14 protein-coding genes and 2 pseudogenes are annotated in these 13,826 nt (G+C 46.9%); 15 read left to right on the top strand and 1 reads right to left on the bottom strand.

Features of this window, described 5'->3' with window-relative positions:
• Window positions 1–655: 655 nt before the first annotated feature.
• The 15 genes and pseudogenes from GBC03_00730 to GBC03_00800 all read left to right on the top strand — a co-directional run bounded on the left by GBC03_00730 (window position 656) and on the right by GBC03_00800 (window position 12,873).
• On the top strand, window positions 656–1,909 hold the full coding sequence (locus tag GBC03_00730; GenBank protein ID QFS68953.1) for an AAA family ATPase: 1,254 nt from the start codon (window positions 656–658) through the stop codon (window positions 1,907–1,909).
• On the top strand, window positions 1,906–2,910 hold the full coding sequence (locus GBC03_00735) for a peptide transporter (protein ID QFS68832.1): 1,005 nt from the start codon (window positions 1,906–1,908) through the stop codon (window positions 2,908–2,910). The genes GBC03_00730 and GBC03_00735 overlap by 4 nt, the downstream gene beginning before the upstream one ends.
• A 123-nt stretch (window positions 2,911–3,033) precedes the next feature.
• Entirely contained in the window at window positions 3,034–3,435 is a 402-nt protein-coding gene (locus GBC03_00740; GenBank protein QFS68954.1) for a hypothetical protein, read from the top strand.
• Window positions 3,407–5,107, top strand: a complete 1,701-nt coding sequence (locus GBC03_00745; protein ID QFS68833.1) for an AAA family ATPase — start codon at window positions 3,407–3,409, stop codon at window positions 5,105–5,107. The genes GBC03_00740 and GBC03_00745 overlap by 29 nt, the downstream gene beginning before the upstream one ends.
• Window positions 5,108–5,244: 137 nt before the next feature.
• Complete coding sequence (locus GBC03_00750; protein QFS68834.1) at window positions 5,245–5,469, top strand: hypothetical protein; 225 nt, start codon at window positions 5,245–5,247, stop codon at window positions 5,467–5,469.
• Between the two features lie 279 nt (window positions 5,470–5,748).
• Window positions 5,749–6,066 (top strand): hypothetical protein, encoded by a 318-nt coding sequence (locus tag GBC03_00755; protein QFS68835.1) that lies wholly within the window; start codon window positions 5,749–5,751, stop codon window positions 6,064–6,066.
• 1 nt (window position 6,067) lies between these two features.
• A complete protein-coding gene (locus tag GBC03_00760; protein QFS68836.1) occupies window positions 6,068–6,817 on the top strand; it encodes a hypothetical protein in 750 nt (249 codons plus the stop codon).
• 20 nt (window positions 6,818–6,837) lie between these two features.
• Window positions 6,838–7,524 carry a hypothetical protein gene (locus GBC03_00765; GenBank protein ID QFS68837.1) on the top strand — a complete coding sequence of 229 codons (687 nt, stop codon included), beginning with the start codon at window positions 6,838–6,840 and terminating at the stop codon, window positions 7,522–7,524.
• Between the two features lie 158 nt (window positions 7,525–7,682).
• Window positions 7,683–8,858 (top strand): hypothetical protein, encoded by a 1,176-nt coding sequence (locus GBC03_00770; protein ID QFS68838.1) that lies wholly within the window; start codon window positions 7,683–7,685, stop codon window positions 8,856–8,858.
• A gap of 173 nt (window positions 8,859–9,031) precedes the next feature.
• Window positions 9,032–9,553, top strand: coding sequence for a hypothetical protein (locus GBC03_00775; protein ID QFS68839.1), 522 nt, complete (start codon window positions 9,032–9,034; stop codon window positions 9,551–9,553).
• Complete coding sequence (locus GBC03_00780) at window positions 9,550–9,918, top strand: hypothetical protein (protein QFS68840.1); 369 nt, start codon at window positions 9,550–9,552, stop codon at window positions 9,916–9,918. The genes GBC03_00775 and GBC03_00780 overlap by 4 nt, the downstream gene beginning before the upstream one ends.
• An 8-nt stretch (window positions 9,919–9,926) precedes the next feature.
• The gene (gene dnaB / locus GBC03_00785; GenBank protein ID QFS68955.1) at window positions 9,927–11,345 is read left to right on the top strand and encodes a replicative DNA helicase; all 1,419 of its coding nucleotides are present in this window, start codon (window positions 9,927–9,929) and stop codon (window positions 11,343–11,345) included.
• Between the two features lie 122 nt (window positions 11,346–11,467).
• A complete protein-coding gene (locus GBC03_00790; protein QFS68841.1) occupies window positions 11,468–11,668 on the top strand; it encodes a hypothetical protein in 201 nt (66 codons plus the stop codon).
• A 126-nt stretch (window positions 11,669–11,794) separates the two neighbouring features.
• The gene (locus GBC03_00795; GenBank protein QFS68842.1) at window positions 11,795–12,160 is read left to right on the top strand and encodes a hypothetical protein; all 366 of its coding nucleotides are present in this window, start codon (window positions 11,795–11,797) and stop codon (window positions 12,158–12,160) included.
• A gap of 89 nt (window positions 12,161–12,249) precedes the next feature.
• A pseudogene (locus GBC03_00800) lies at window positions 12,250–12,873 on the top strand (phosphoadenosine phosphosulfate reductase).
• Here the strand turns inward: GBC03_00800 and GBC03_00805 are convergent.
• Window positions 12,871–13,809, bottom strand: a pseudogene (locus tag GBC03_00805) (phosphoadenosine phosphosulfate reductase). The pseudogenes GBC03_00800 and GBC03_00805 overlap by 3 nt on opposite strands.
• Between the last annotated feature and the right edge of the window lie 17 nt (window positions 13,810–13,826).

The raw sequence follows: 13,826 nt of genomic DNA on the forward strand, positions 1-13,826 counted from the left end.
AATACCCAAGAGCCTCTACTTCAGAGGCTTTTTTATTTGATGGGTCTTACGGGAAACCTTGTCATTCATTTACCAATAGTTGCAGGGCGTATCCTCCAGCGCTAAGTCACTTAACCCCCTTAATCGCCAGCCAGCATCTCCGGGTTCTGCCCGACCCGTGGATTACTTAACACCCTTAATCGCCAGTCAGCCTCTCCGGGTTCTGCCCGTACCGTGGGTCACTTAACCCCCTTAATCGCCAGCCAGCCTCTCCGGTTTCTGCCCGTACAGTGGGTCACTTAACCCCCTTAATCGCCAGCCAGCCTCTCCGGTTTCTGCCCGTACAGTGGGTCACTTAACCCCCTTAATCGCCAGCCAGCATCTCCGGGTTCTGCCCGACCCGTGGGTTACTTAACCCCCTTAATCGCCAGTCAGTCTCTCCGGGTTCTGCCCGCCCCGTGGATTACTTAACCCCCTTAATCGCCAGAAGAGAAAGATGATGTGTCATTGAACTGCATTTCGAGATCGCAAAATGAAGAAAAAACAAAATAGAATGTTAGCGTCTCAATCTGATTGCCGTTACAATTATACGCATAGAGCGTCATTTTACGCATTATACGTAAAGTATACGCATATGCGTTTAAATTCATAATTCAGGTTTGAGGGTATGACGAGAATGAATCTAATAGATAAAATTGCCCTTGTCGGGCAACGCATGAAGTCCGAACAAATTTCATTGAAAGAATCGTTACTGGCTTCTTCCCGGGTATCTGTATCAGATGACAGTGTGGAGGGGGTAGATCGCCTTATCTATAACCACTGCCTGAATAAAAAAAATCTCTCCGACTTCTTTGGAAAATCTCGAGTTACCTTCAATAAAATTCTCGCTGATCTCGAAGAAAAAAGGCTGGTGGGTCAACCTATTTATCAGAACAAAAACCACCTTTATACCCGCTGGGATGTCCAGAATATTATGGATGCCCTGGGTTATCCGCGCTATAGAGATTACTACCAGAGCCGAACAATCATTGTTCAGAATCATAAAGGTGGGACAGGAAAAAGCACGACCTCAGTGGCTCTGGCTGTAGCAGCAGCACTTGATCTCCAGTTGAATGCCAGAGTTTTAGTAATTGAATGGGATCCGCAAGGCTCTATTGGTAGCGGTATGATTCAAAGCGTATCTGAAGACGACGTATTCCTGACTGCAATCGACGCAATCCTGGGCGTGTATGAAGAAGGTTCTGAATATAAAAAATACCTCGACATGGGTTACTCTGAGGCTGAAATCATTGAGAATATGCCGTTCTCAACCCATCTGCCAAATCTTGATGTAATTACTGCGTTCCCAACCGATGCGAGATTCAAAGATAAATACTGGCAGTGCAGTAAAGAAGAGCGCACTCAGTTGTTGCTACGATTCAAAGAAGTGATAATGCCAGTCCTGAAAGCTAAGTATGACCTTATTATCTTCGATACCCCTCCAGAAGACTCGCCAATTATCTGGGCCGCTGATGAGGCCGCTGACGGTATTCTTGTCGCAGTTTCTCCGCGAGAATACGACTATGCATCCACAACTGATTTTATGCTGACGATCAGTGAGCGATTCCGTCAGTCTCCCAATAAAGGTGAAAATATTAAATGGTTTAAAGTACTGGCCGTTAACGTCGATGATAAAAGCCCATACGAAAAAATAGTCCTCGATAAGTTAATTCGAACCGTTCAAGACCTGTTTATGGCAACCAATATCAAAAACTCTGAAGCATTCAAAGCAGCTGCGTCACGGGGTAGGTCGGTTCTCGATATTAAGAAATCTGAAGAGTTATGTTCACCAAAGCAGCTGGATATTGCCGAAGAATCCGTAATGTCCGTATATCAACAGTTTATTAATGAGATAAAGAGTTTTTCAGCGAAGGAAGGAGTTAACGCATGAGTGATGAACAGCATATCGGAAACGATAAATCGCGTTATCTAAATACGCCAAAGCGAACCGATGTAGGCCACCGTTCCGGGTTAGCTAACCTTAAGAGTCCCCCTCGCATTAAGAAACTCTTTACCCTTCATAACGGGCGAAAACTTGAAGCTGAGCACGTCACTGTAGCAGCTGAAAATGTCGCTACTGAGACCGCCGTTCACCCAATGAACCCGCGAAATCAGGAAGCGCTTACCACAAACGCAGTACGAGATATCCTGCAACAAATTGAGTCAAGGGGTGTTGATACTGAAGGTGTTGCCGTTAAACGTGATGGCGTGTACCTGCTTATTGAAGGTAGCCGCAGACGTTTTTGCTGTATTGCGGCTCAAAAAGATCTGCCTTTATGGGTGCTACCAGATGATCTATCAGCTGAGGACATCAAGGCGATTATTACCGCTGCACAAACATCACGCCGATTCTCATACCGAGAGGTTGGGCTTCAGTATCTGGAACTAATGCAGGAAAAAGGATTCACCAAAAATGAAGAGCTTGCCCTCTTTCTTGGCATAAGCCATGTGTCAGTCTTTAAACGTATTCAGGCGGCGCGTATTGACGGTTCGTTGATAGCTCTGTTCCCGGATTATGAAGGTATACCAAACTCCTTCTACAGCCGGTTGTCCAAACTTCAGAAATACGTAGAGAGCAACCTTTTCATTCTTGCAGATGTAGTTGATAGGGTGAAAGAAGAAATTGCTAATCTGGACATCAGTGACATCCCGGAAGCGCAGAAAATTGTCATGGCGCAGATCACAAAGGCGGTTGAATTACTCGATCAAAAGCCACCTGCAAAAAGTTGGGAAACCCGTGATCTGGCTAATTTTGCTAATAAGGACAAATACGCCCGTATCAGCAAAAATGCATCAGGCCGTAAAGTTCGCTTTGAATTTAACCGAATGAGTACCGAGCTCATGGCAGAAATTGAAGCATTTATTACGGATAAACTGAGTAGCGAAAAATAACAATTCGCCATTGCTTGATTATCGAAACTGCACCTCCTGGTGCAGTTTTTTTTTGGCCGCAAACCTATTCGTCAGGAGGAGACACCGGTTGATAATAGGAAAAAAACAGCTCATGAGGTGGCTATGCTTTCGGAAAAAATTGTAACCCTGTTTTCAAATGACGCATTAAAGCGTTTCACGATTCTTGAGGCTTACGCCGAGCTAAAACGTCAGGGTACTTTTAGCGTTTTCCTTTCGTTCATCGATCCTCGTACTGATTGTCTCGTAGAGGGTAACTTTCAATTCTACCCGAACCCCGTTAAGACCTACTCAAACATGGGAGTATGCTATCTCACTGAACATCTTGGGCTAACGTTAAAAATCCCAAGCTCTATGGAATGGTGGGCTACACATGAAAAGTCAACATTTCATAACCAAGACATCACCTATCTGAAGGAGGGTGAATACGTAAAGGCAACCATTAAACTGGAAATAGGCTCGCGGATCAGAGTTCCTAATGCGTTCGAAGTTGCCCCTTCCATGTGAACTTAAGGCATATCAAAGTAAATTACTGACGAGGACGGCTATGGCACTCACGATAAAAACAGAAACACTAAAAGCTACCACAAGCCCAACATTTGAGGCTTTACGTAATCGTTATAGCCACCGTAGTTCTGACGATGAGATTGCCGTCGATCCGCTATGTTTATCTCGGGATGATCTGAATGAACTTTTACAGGCATGTCGTGGTGATGGAGAGTCAAAAAATCGACGAGCTCTTGAATCGATCATCACTGCACTGGAAGGTGATTTCGATAAGCCTGTGAGCAGTTTTCCGGCATTCGGTCGTGTGTTACTACAGTATCTGAAGTCAAATCGAATTGATGGCTGGATATACCGACGCGGTCATGACGGCAACCTGTACCCCGGTCTTGTTACAGCAATAAAAGAAGTAAAATCAGAAAAAAACTCTGACCGTCCCCCATCACTATTGTTACAAATCAGCTGGTATGGGTTCGGCGAATATTCGCACTCCAAAAAGGTTTACGGAACCCAGCTTACCGCCCTGAATTTCGAGCCTAATGAGGTGGCGCGGCGCAGTGTCGCTAAGACACTGGCCGACCGTGATATCTACCATGAAACGCATGAGCTGAAACAAGAGTACCTGGAACAACTAACGCGGTTTAAGGAAGTGGTCGACGGGCAATTTGGCAATCAGTTTAAAGCAACCGGCAGGGCTGTCAGAATGGAATCGTATAGCTACAGCGACCGGAATCTGGAAATAGCAGGGCATAAACTGATACACGATTTGCCTGATAGTGAGTGCGATGCCTACGGTGCAGAAGTGGAGTCGCCTCTTTTTGAAGATGACCAGTTTGGCCTTTTACCCGAAATTCCTGTGCAGCGTTATTTTGATCTCTCGCTGCAAGACTTTATCTGGATACATGCCAATAACGTAGAACCATACAAGTATGATAAAGAACTGCCAAAAAAGATGGTTTTGCCGGAAGACCACCGTGATTTACTCGATATACTGACCACGGATATCAGCGCTTTCACCAGCGATATTGTTGAAGGGAAAAGCGCGGGTAACATCATCATGTGCGTGGGCTCACCCGGACTTGGGAAGACATTAACTGCTGAAGTGTATGCAGAGGTCATTGAACGGCCCCTGTACTCAATTCATGCTGGCGCACTGGGAACCAACGCCGATGACATTGAGAAAAATCTGCGGACGATTCTGACCCGGGCTAAACGGTGGAACTGTGTCCTGCTTCTGGACGAAGCCGATGTGTTTGTCATGCAGCGTGGAGCATCACTGACTCAAAATGCCATCGTTGCGGAGTTCCTCCGTACACTGGAGTATTTCGATGGGTTGATGTTCATGACAAGCAACCGGGGTAGTGACATCGATGAGGCTATCATACCAAGATGCGCTGCAATCATTCACTATGATGTGCCGGAGAAATCAGATGCCCAAAAGATCTGGAAGATTATGGGTGAGAACTTTGGCGTGAACATTCCTGATGAACTGGTCAGATCACTTGTAAACACTTACCCAGAACTTCCACCACGTGACATCAAGATGTTGCTACGGCTCACGTTGCGAATGAGCGTGAAAGAGCAGGGGAGTGGTAGCATCCCGACACTGGATATTGTGCGGAAATGCGCGATGTTTCGTGGGATAGAACGAAAGGGAAAAGAAAAAGCCCTGTGATAACGATGCCGGGTTCGCCCGGCATACAACCTGCTGGCCCAGCCCAAAGCAATCCGAGTTCTTCAGCAAAAGCAGCAGCGTGTCGGAAATAACTGTGTTATAACAATTCAGGTGATCATGATGAGAAGTTGATAACAATGTTTAAGCTAAGTCCCATAAGAAAAAAAACAAACAAGCTGCATAAACTCCTTAATAACGGCTATCGTTTCGTAATCATGCATGAAGATGAAATTATTGAACCCTTCCGCTACGAAATAGAAGCCAGACGAAAACTATTCTTTGGCAGAAAACTCCTTTCTATTTCCGACCTCATCGACTCAATAAACGATAGTGTAAAAACCCAAGCAAAACGCGCCCCTTAACTATTCGTCACCTGAATAACTCCAGCTATGATAAACATTATTATCAAGCTTAAAGGTGATACTTATGAAACCGTTTGGGATTTTCTATTCAGTAGAAGGCTGCACTTGTTCACTGTGCCGCTCGCGTGGCTATCGTAAAAACAATGCATACGATAGATCTCTTCGTGTAAGCAAACACCGCGCCCGTCAGCAGGCCAAGCGTGAAATCCGCTCCGCCGTATTCAGCATCGACAATTAAGAAAGGTTGATGATAAATAAGAAGAATAACGAGGATAACAAATGACTGATGAAAACCAAATAAAGGTGCTGTTTTGCATTCTGCGTCGTCGATTCGTGGATTATGTCCCTGAGTTTGAAAACTGTGTAGAAGAACGGGAAGTCATCAATGAAACGCCGAAGGGTTACCGTATGTCCGTCTCCTACGGCACATCAGTTTACCTGCACGCGGATTATGAGTTTTTCGAATCACGTCAGGCAGCGTATCAATGGTGCGCCCGCCGTGTGACCGCTAGCATTGAGAAGATGAAACAAAAAATGCAGGCGGCAGAAGCAACAAAAATAAAACTGATAGAAGCATCCGGGAACTGTGGCGAATAAGATGACACCACGTCAAATTATCCTCTCACATATTACAGCTGAGAAAGCACTCCCACGAGGAACGCTGATCTGGTTATTCTACGAGAATGCCGATGATTTAATCAGCCTGAATGAAGTGGGCGATAATCTTGAAAGGTGGCATCAACGAGTTGGGTCGCCTGAAGAAATTCAGGTGATACTGGATATGCCTGATGACGATTCAGAAGTCTGGCTATTCAGCCCAACAAAATTATTCTCCCCACGGGTAAAAACCCCCGTTCTGACAGCCAGAGATAGGGCAGTTGCTCGCTATGGCGTTTCTCGCGTTATGACGGCGGAGAAAGTTGTTTTTCTGTATTCAGGGTATCTTCTGCACCTCTATAGACAGGCATATGGTTTCACCGGCCCTGCGCCTGAAGTTCGGGTCAACTGGAGTGCCAAACATTCATGGGGCGGCAGGAGCTCAATCACTATTTCACCATCGTCCATTTATCCTGACAGTGATACACCGCGCTATCGCTACCATGAGTACGCACATATAGAGCAGCGTAAGGACATCGGAGCATTTTATTCAATCAATCAACTGGATCATATCAAAGGCGTAGTGGCACATGAGCTTGCGCACTTTTGCCAGCGCCACACTGGAAAAGATAATTTTAAATTTGGTTTTCCGGTACTCCCTGAAAAAGATTTCAGAACGGCTCATGGTGATGGGTGGCAGTTCTTGTATGCATTTTTCAGAACAGAATTAAATAAAAGAATTCAGCGATAACCCAAAAAAAGGCATAACCAATGTACCTTCTTTCCATTTTATTATTTACATTTGTTTATCTGTTATCCTTTAATTCTGTTATAGAGGAAAATAGAGACCGCTATTCCATACAGACTTTTGCAATAGTGATGATCACGATATTCCTGATATCAATGCCAGTAACAACAACTTTTGTGTCGTTGATGCTTGAAGAAAACCAGAGAGAGCATCGTGATTTGATTTCCTTCCTGCAAATCAATTCCGTTTGGTTCGCAGGAGCCGGGGGGCTGGTGGCTATCTTCTTGTCAGCCCTGACAATGGTTCGCCTGAAGCAAAAACGTATCCGTCACAAAACATCGAACCTTAACCTCATCGTTGTGGGCCTTTTCGCGGGCGTAGTCTCTTTTGCCAGCGCGTATAAGCATCTAGCTTTCTTCAGTGGGGATGATGCGGGAGTGTTTTTATATGAGGCTATACCAGCCATCGATGACATCGACTGTAACGCGCCAATACTCCTGGTGAAATGGGAACCTGACTCAAAGAAGCCAACTGCATGGCGATGCCCTACGGGCGTTGCATTCAATATCAATAGTCCTACTCCATTCCTACCTTGGGGTTCATATGAGGAAGGGGAGAGTTCAAAACTAAATGAAGTGATGACAATTTTGATGAAAAATGCGGTCAAAATCGAAAAACGTCGCCATCTTGATGTCATCATTACGAGCTAAGGCCTTGTAATCACTGGATTACAGGGCTTTTTTATGTACCCGAAAAAAAAGAGACATTTTGTCCCCAAATACGCTTCGTCACCTGTTTGGTGTGTGTTTAACTGGATTTACAGCAAGCAACGAACCTCGCGACACAATAACTAAAGCGGAGAAACACCATGAACACCGACGTTAAAGCTATCTTCGAACAAAGCCGTACCCTGGAAAATCTGGAAGGCGCTGCGGTACTGATGCGCAGCTTAGACAAAGCGCCATCATCACTCCGAGCACTGAGCGATTTCGTAACCAAAGCGCGTAAAAGCGGCAATACGGAACAGTTCGAAGAAGCCGATATCGGGCGTAACAACGTCTTTGCGGTGAGCCCGTACTGGTTGTTTGTGGAAGAGGGACTGAACCTCCGCGACGTAAATTATGACCGTGCGGTAATGTTCAAACACGCTTATCTGGAACGTCCTCAGTCAGTGCCTGTCATCCGCGTTAAACCAGTAGTAGTGGAAGGCGTAACCCGCCTGAAAATCATTGATGGCCACCACCGTTTTGCTGGCCTGATGATGGCGATTGCTGAGGGCGCGAGCTTCCAGAAAATCACCGTCGAGGAATTTGAAGGCGGCAAGGACGAAGAAGTCTACAACATGATCGAGAGCGCCAACTCCCTTCAGTTGAAGATGGTGGAACGCGCTGAAGGCTTCAAGCGCCTGATTGGCTGGGGTCACACCATTGAGTCGATTGCTCAGCGTCTGGGTGTCTCTCTGGTCACCGTTCGCCGCAGTATCGTGCTGGCAAACGCTGACTTCAGCATCAAGATGCTGGTGAAAGAAGATAAGGTATCTGGTGACGTTGCCGTTGACGTTATTAACGAATGTCAGGGTACTGACCGCGACCCGTATGAAGTCCTGATGGAATCCCTGAAAAAGGCAGAAGGAGCTGGGAAAACCCGCGTCACTGCCAAATTCGTGAGTTCCAAGAAAAAGACTGGCCTGAAACCGAAAGTTATCCGTAAAACCTTCGACAGCCTGTTGCCAACCCTGAGCCAGCTGCGCGACCAGATCCCGCCGCAGCCGGAAGGTGAGCATGAAAATCAGATCGAAATTACGGAAACCGTGCCGGAAGAAGTCGTCTTACGCCTGACTCCTGAAATGGCCCGTACTCTGATGGCTACCCTGGCTGAACTGGAATCAGCAAAACAGGCAGAAGATGCTGAAGCTAATGGTGACAACGACGGTGATAGTGCTGAAAACAACGGCGGTGCTGACGATGCGACTGATGCCGATACCAATGGCGCTAACCAGCAGAATGGTGAAACTGAAGAGACTCAGCTGCACCCGGTGTACTAACCTCCCAGCAGGTCTTTAACAGACCTGCATAAAATTCCTTTTCATTCTGATGGGCCGGATAAACCGGCTCATATTTTTGCACATATAAATGGCCGCATTTTGCTGTCTTAAATTTTTCGATGATAGACAGGAGCGCATTAAAATATCAGGGTTATAGACTTTTTTGGATAGCAATGGGGGTCGCGTTGAATATTCAGACTAATTATATCGAGCTGCAAAATTGGCTCGAAAAGGCAAAAAGTATTTATTCCTCCGCAGGATGCCCGCACGAAAGAGTTGATGATGGCATTTTAAAAATTGCAATGCAGGTAGCGGCTATTAGAAAAACAAAACCAGATATGCTGCATGTATTCCTTCAGGAGTTAATTACTGAGTTCAAGGGTTATAAACTCATTCAGTGCCGATTCAATAAATCCAATTATGAGCATTTTGTTATGACCCCGGAAATTCAGATTCTGATCGGTGGTCTTATGGATAAAGCGTCAGAGGGAATAATGCTGGCTTCTATCTGCCACATGCTACAGGTAGATACGTTATCCGAACTTCTAAGCCTAATCCCAACGGGAATGCCAGACACCGATGTACTGGATGCGCTATGGCGTGATCAGAAGACGCCCGCAGGACTGAACCTGCTTGATGACTTCGTACTTCTGGATACCGTTGCGCTGGCTAATAAGCGGGGGATTGCTGCATGAATGTATCGGCGTTGATTAGTAGCCTCTATGTGACCGTTATCGCCGGGCAGGAGCTGGAAGCAAAAGCTCTGGAGCATCACGAACGCCGTACAGCTGGTCGATTTTGCCGAAAAACACTTTCTGTCCACGCGGTGAAGCGCAAGCCCGGGGTGGAATTTCTGGCGCGGCTGAAAGTCAATTACGCCCGCGCCAACCTGACAAACTGCGACCCCGGTACAGTAGCCGAGCTGAGGCTGGTGGGCCGCTCTGATGAAGCGAATGAGCTCTCTGAAGCAATTCTAAAGGCAATAGCATCCAGTTACCCGGAGTTGGTATCGGAATGCGCACGACAATTACAAAAACAAAAGCTATTCCAGAACCTCTGAGGCCACTTATGACTATGGCGGACATCTCGTTTACCGAAACAGGTGAGACAAAGCAAACAGCTGAATACAGCTTAAAAACCCCTCCGCAATCGATAGAAGCGGAACAGTCCGTGCTGGGCGGGTTAATGCTTGAAAACCAGAGATGGGATGATGTGGCAGAAATCGTTAGTGAGCAGGATTTTAGTTCTCGACCGCATCGCTCAATTTTCTCTGCAATGAGATCGCTCGTTGCGAATCAATTCCCGATTGATTTGATAACCCTCGCTGAGCACATCGAAAACGAGGGAGAAGGTAAGCTGGATAGTCTCGGCGGTTTCGCCTATCTGGCAGAACTGTCAAAAAATACGCCCAGTGCGGCAAATATAATTGCCTACGCGCAGATCGTCAGGGAACGTGCCGTAATCAGGGAAATGATAAAAGTTGCCAACGAAATAACCGAGGCCGGTTACAACCCGGAAGGTAGGACAAGTGACGAATTGCTTGATCTTGCAGAAAGCCGGATTTTCCAGATTGCAGAGCAAAGGGGAAATAAAAGCGGTGGGCCGGAAAATATCAGCAGCATTCTGGACAGAACCGTTACCAAGATTGAAGCCTTGTTCCAGCGTCCCCATGACGGGGTCACTGGAGTTGATACCGGCTACGTGGACGTGAACAAGAAGACAGCCGGTCTACAGCCCTCGGATTTGATTATTATCGCTGCCAGACCCTCAATGGGGAAAACTACGTTTGCAATGAACATCTGCGAGAATGTATCGCTGACAAACGATAAGCCCGTCATGATTTTCAGCCTGGAAATGCCTACGGAACAGCTCATGATGCGCTCACTGGCATCGCTATCACGCGTCAACCAGACCAGCATCCGAACCGGACAGCTCGATGACGAGGACTGGGCCCGGTTATCCGGCACAATGGGACTGCTGCTGGAAAAAAAGAACATTTACATTGATGACAGCTCTGGCCTAACACCTATGGACGTTCGCTCCCGGGCGCGTCGATTGTCCCGCGAACACGGTGGGCTTAGCCTCATTATGATCGACTACCTTCAGTTGATGCGTGTACCGTCGTTATCTGACAACAGAACTCTGGAAATTGCTGAAATCTCCCGATCTCTGAAAGCACTGGCAAAAGAGCTGAATGTACCGGTAATCGCTTTATCGCAACTAAACCGCTCGCTTGAACAACGTGCCGATAAACGTCCGGTAAACTCAGATTTGCGAGAGTCAGGCTCCATTGAGCAGGATGCTGACCTGATCATGTTTATTTACCGTGATGAGGTCTATCACGAAAATAGCGATATGAAAGGTATAGCCGAAATTATCATAGGTAAACAGCGCAACGGGCCTATAGGGACAGTACGTCTCACATTTAATGGTCAATGGTCTCGATTTGATAATTATGGTGGCCCTGAGTATCATGATGACGACTGACCATAAAAGCTACTGACCTTATCCTGATATTTAATTAAAGGTTTTCGACTGTTTAATTTCGCCAGCTGATTGGCCCGATAGATAATGGTTCTACGGACAGCAATCTTTTATATAGGTGTAAAATGAAAACGATACTCTCAGCTTTATTATTCGTTGTTTCATGGAATGCACTGGCACAGGATGAGGGAAATAGTGGTGATAAAAAGCAACAGGCAACGGCAACTATTCAAATTTCGATTACAATTTTACCCGAACCGGTAAAACCAAAGATCACCAAAGAACAGGTGAGTGATACGCTAACCGTCATTTCTTATGAATGGTAGCATCCAGACAACCAACGGTTAAGCCTGCTCCAGCAAAGAAAAGTATCTTTCTGAACATCACTTCGTCACCCGAATGCCTCGTGATTTAATAAGTAAACAAACCGGACAATATTCACGAGGTGTTTTATGACAAATGAAACTCAGAACAACGCATCCGCACCTGAAGAGTTAATCACGCGTATATCGCAGGTCATTAAACGCAAGGATGGATCTGAAGTGAAAATTACTGCTCAGGCTGCGTTCGGTGCAGGGTTAACTCGCTCTATCGATGTATATGTTCTTCGTCGGGATAATGCTGATTCAAACTGGCAAGGTTGCAGTAATCGACCAAAAGCAGGATGGCGGAATATGTCTGTAGATGAATATATCCGTGAAGGGCGCTCTGAAATGCTTAAGGCAGTTACGCCGGGAGAAATTCTAAAGCTCACAAATGCCATTGGCAAACCAATGAGTTGTCTTGATCAATTATTTCCATCCCCGATTACTAAATAAATCATTAAATAATACCGCTGGCCTTATTCGTCAGCTGGTACGCCCGTGTTTAAATAAATATACAAAACGAATAAATAAACAGGTGAACCATGCAACAGGTAATCGACTTTGGCACATCAGAACCGACCCTTGCCCCAATCCTTACCGGGGATAAATGGGATACGGTTTGGCAAACACTGGCTAATGACGAAGACCTGAATTATGTCGATGCCAGCACTGGCACGAGCATGGCCAATCTTATCACCACCGGCACAAACGCCATTTATAAAGCGCTTACTGACGGCTGGACTATGAGCCTGGCGTATTCATCAGGAAAGGACTCTGAGTGCGTTCTGCACCTCTTCCTGATGGCGCTGGTAAGGGCTACCCGCAATGGCACAAACATCAGCCAGCATCACTATGTGATCCACACCGACACGGGCATCGAGAATCCAGCCGTCCGCTGGCTGGCAGACACAAAACTCGCCGAACTTGAGGCATTCGTTGAAAAGCACCAGTTACCGCTGAGCATTGTAATTGGTAAGCCTGGACTGACATCTGGGTGGACTGGCCGCATCCTTTCAGGGCGAGGATTGCCAACATTTTCAAATAGTTCCGCCAGACAGTGCTCGATCGACTTGAAGGTCGATCCTGCACGTCGGGCCCGTGCCGAGTACATGCGAGGACTGCCTAAAGCCGTTCGTCAGCGCGTTTGTCTGCTGCTGGGTTCCCGTGTACGCCCCGCTCTCAATAGCAGATTTAAGGCGTGGGTATTCCACCCATAACACAAAGCTTGCAGACTCTTCATCTACGGTAACTTCGTTATCTTCGCTGAAACTGACAACACGACGGTGGCCGTCTCTTGTCTTGATGACACGTGCGGCGCGTTCGTCATCTCCGCCGTCGAAATAGGTCATTTCCGCAACAGGATCAGCCAGCCCATCAAATAGTGAGTCATCGCCAAATTTCCCCACCTTCAGCCAGACTGCTTTAGGGATTGGGGACTGAGGGACTACAGGCATCGTCGGTTCATCAGTCAACAGATCCAGCTCGCCGTGGGCCCAGACGCGGTGGTAGATCTCCAGTGCCCTAAAAGGCTTGTCATTGAAATGATGGAAAGCCCACATGAAATCGACATGCACAACGGCTTCTTCGCTGACGATGCGGAACTGAGGCCGGGACATGCGACGGTTATGCGCATTGTCTTCCAGCAAGCCGTAAGCGAGTTTCTCGGCAACGTCATCGGCGCGTTGCTGCTCTACGTAGTCGGCGCTACAGCAGATGTGTAACAGACGTTCCAGGAATTTCGGCGAGTATACATCTGGCTGGATCTTAATATACCCACCTTCGTATACCGTGCGGCCCACTGGATGGCGGTCTTCCCAGGCATAACGGCGTTTGGCAATGAAACGCTGAAGCCGGTTCAGGATAGCCATATAGCCATATTTCTCCGGGTCGGCATTCAGCAGGTTTTCCATAGAGCGGTCGAGCCCTACAGCCTGGCAAAGGTAACAGCCAAATCGTGAACCACAGGCGCTTTTTGCTTTTTCAGAACCCGTCCAGACACATTCGCCCGTAGCCTCTTTGTAGAGCTCAGCAGTTTCATTATTGTTAGGCAGGTAACTGGGTAACGCAAAACGAGCCTCATCCCCGGACGATAGCAGGAATTCCTGAAGTGGTTTACTGA

It is taken from the genome of Citrobacter telavivensis, assembly GCA_009363175.1.
Lineage (GTDB): Bacteria > Pseudomonadota > Gammaproteobacteria > Enterobacterales > Enterobacteriaceae > Citrobacter_A > Citrobacter_A telavivensis.

What these genes read in the sequence shown, in the direction of transcription:
- GBC03_00730 (QFS68953.1), top strand. Translation starts at nt 656, where the DNA reads ATGAATCTAATAGATAAAATTGCCCTTGTCGGGCAACGCATGAAGTCC.
- GBC03_00735 (QFS68832.1), top strand. Translation starts at nt 1,906, where the DNA reads ATGAGTGATGAACAGCATATCGGAAACGATAAATCGCGTTATCTAAAT.
- GBC03_00740 (QFS68954.1), top strand. Translation starts at nt 3,034, where the DNA reads ATGCTTTCGGAAAAAATTGTAACCCTGTTTTCAAATGACGCATTAAAG.
- GBC03_00745 (QFS68833.1), top strand. Translation starts at nt 3,407, where the DNA reads ATGCGTTCGAAGTTGCCCCTTCCATGTGAACTTAAGGCATATCAAAGT.
- GBC03_00750 (QFS68834.1), top strand. Translation starts at nt 5,245, where the DNA reads ATGTTTAAGCTAAGTCCCATAAGAAAAAAAACAAACAAGCTGCATAAA.
- GBC03_00755 (QFS68835.1), top strand. Translation starts at nt 5,749, where the DNA reads ATGACTGATGAAAACCAAATAAAGGTGCTGTTTTGCATTCTGCGTCGT.
- GBC03_00760 (QFS68836.1), top strand. Translation starts at nt 6,068, where the DNA reads ATGACACCACGTCAAATTATCCTCTCACATATTACAGCTGAGAAAGCA.
- GBC03_00765 (QFS68837.1), top strand. Translation starts at nt 6,838, where the DNA reads ATGTACCTTCTTTCCATTTTATTATTTACATTTGTTTATCTGTTATCC.
- GBC03_00770 (QFS68838.1), top strand. Translation starts at nt 7,683, where the DNA reads ATGAACACCGACGTTAAAGCTATCTTCGAACAAAGCCGTACCCTGGAA.
- GBC03_00775 (QFS68839.1), top strand. Translation starts at nt 9,032, where the DNA reads ATGGGGGTCGCGTTGAATATTCAGACTAATTATATCGAGCTGCAAAAT.
- GBC03_00780 (QFS68840.1), top strand. Translation starts at nt 9,550, where the DNA reads ATGAATGTATCGGCGTTGATTAGTAGCCTCTATGTGACCGTTATCGCC.
- dnaB (QFS68955.1), top strand. Translation starts at nt 9,927, where the DNA reads ATGACTATGGCGGACATCTCGTTTACCGAAACAGGTGAGACAAAGCAA.
- GBC03_00790 (QFS68841.1), top strand. Translation starts at nt 11,468, where the DNA reads ATGAAAACGATACTCTCAGCTTTATTATTCGTTGTTTCATGGAATGCA.
- GBC03_00795 (QFS68842.1), top strand. Translation starts at nt 11,795, where the DNA reads ATGACAAATGAAACTCAGAACAACGCATCCGCACCTGAAGAGTTAATC.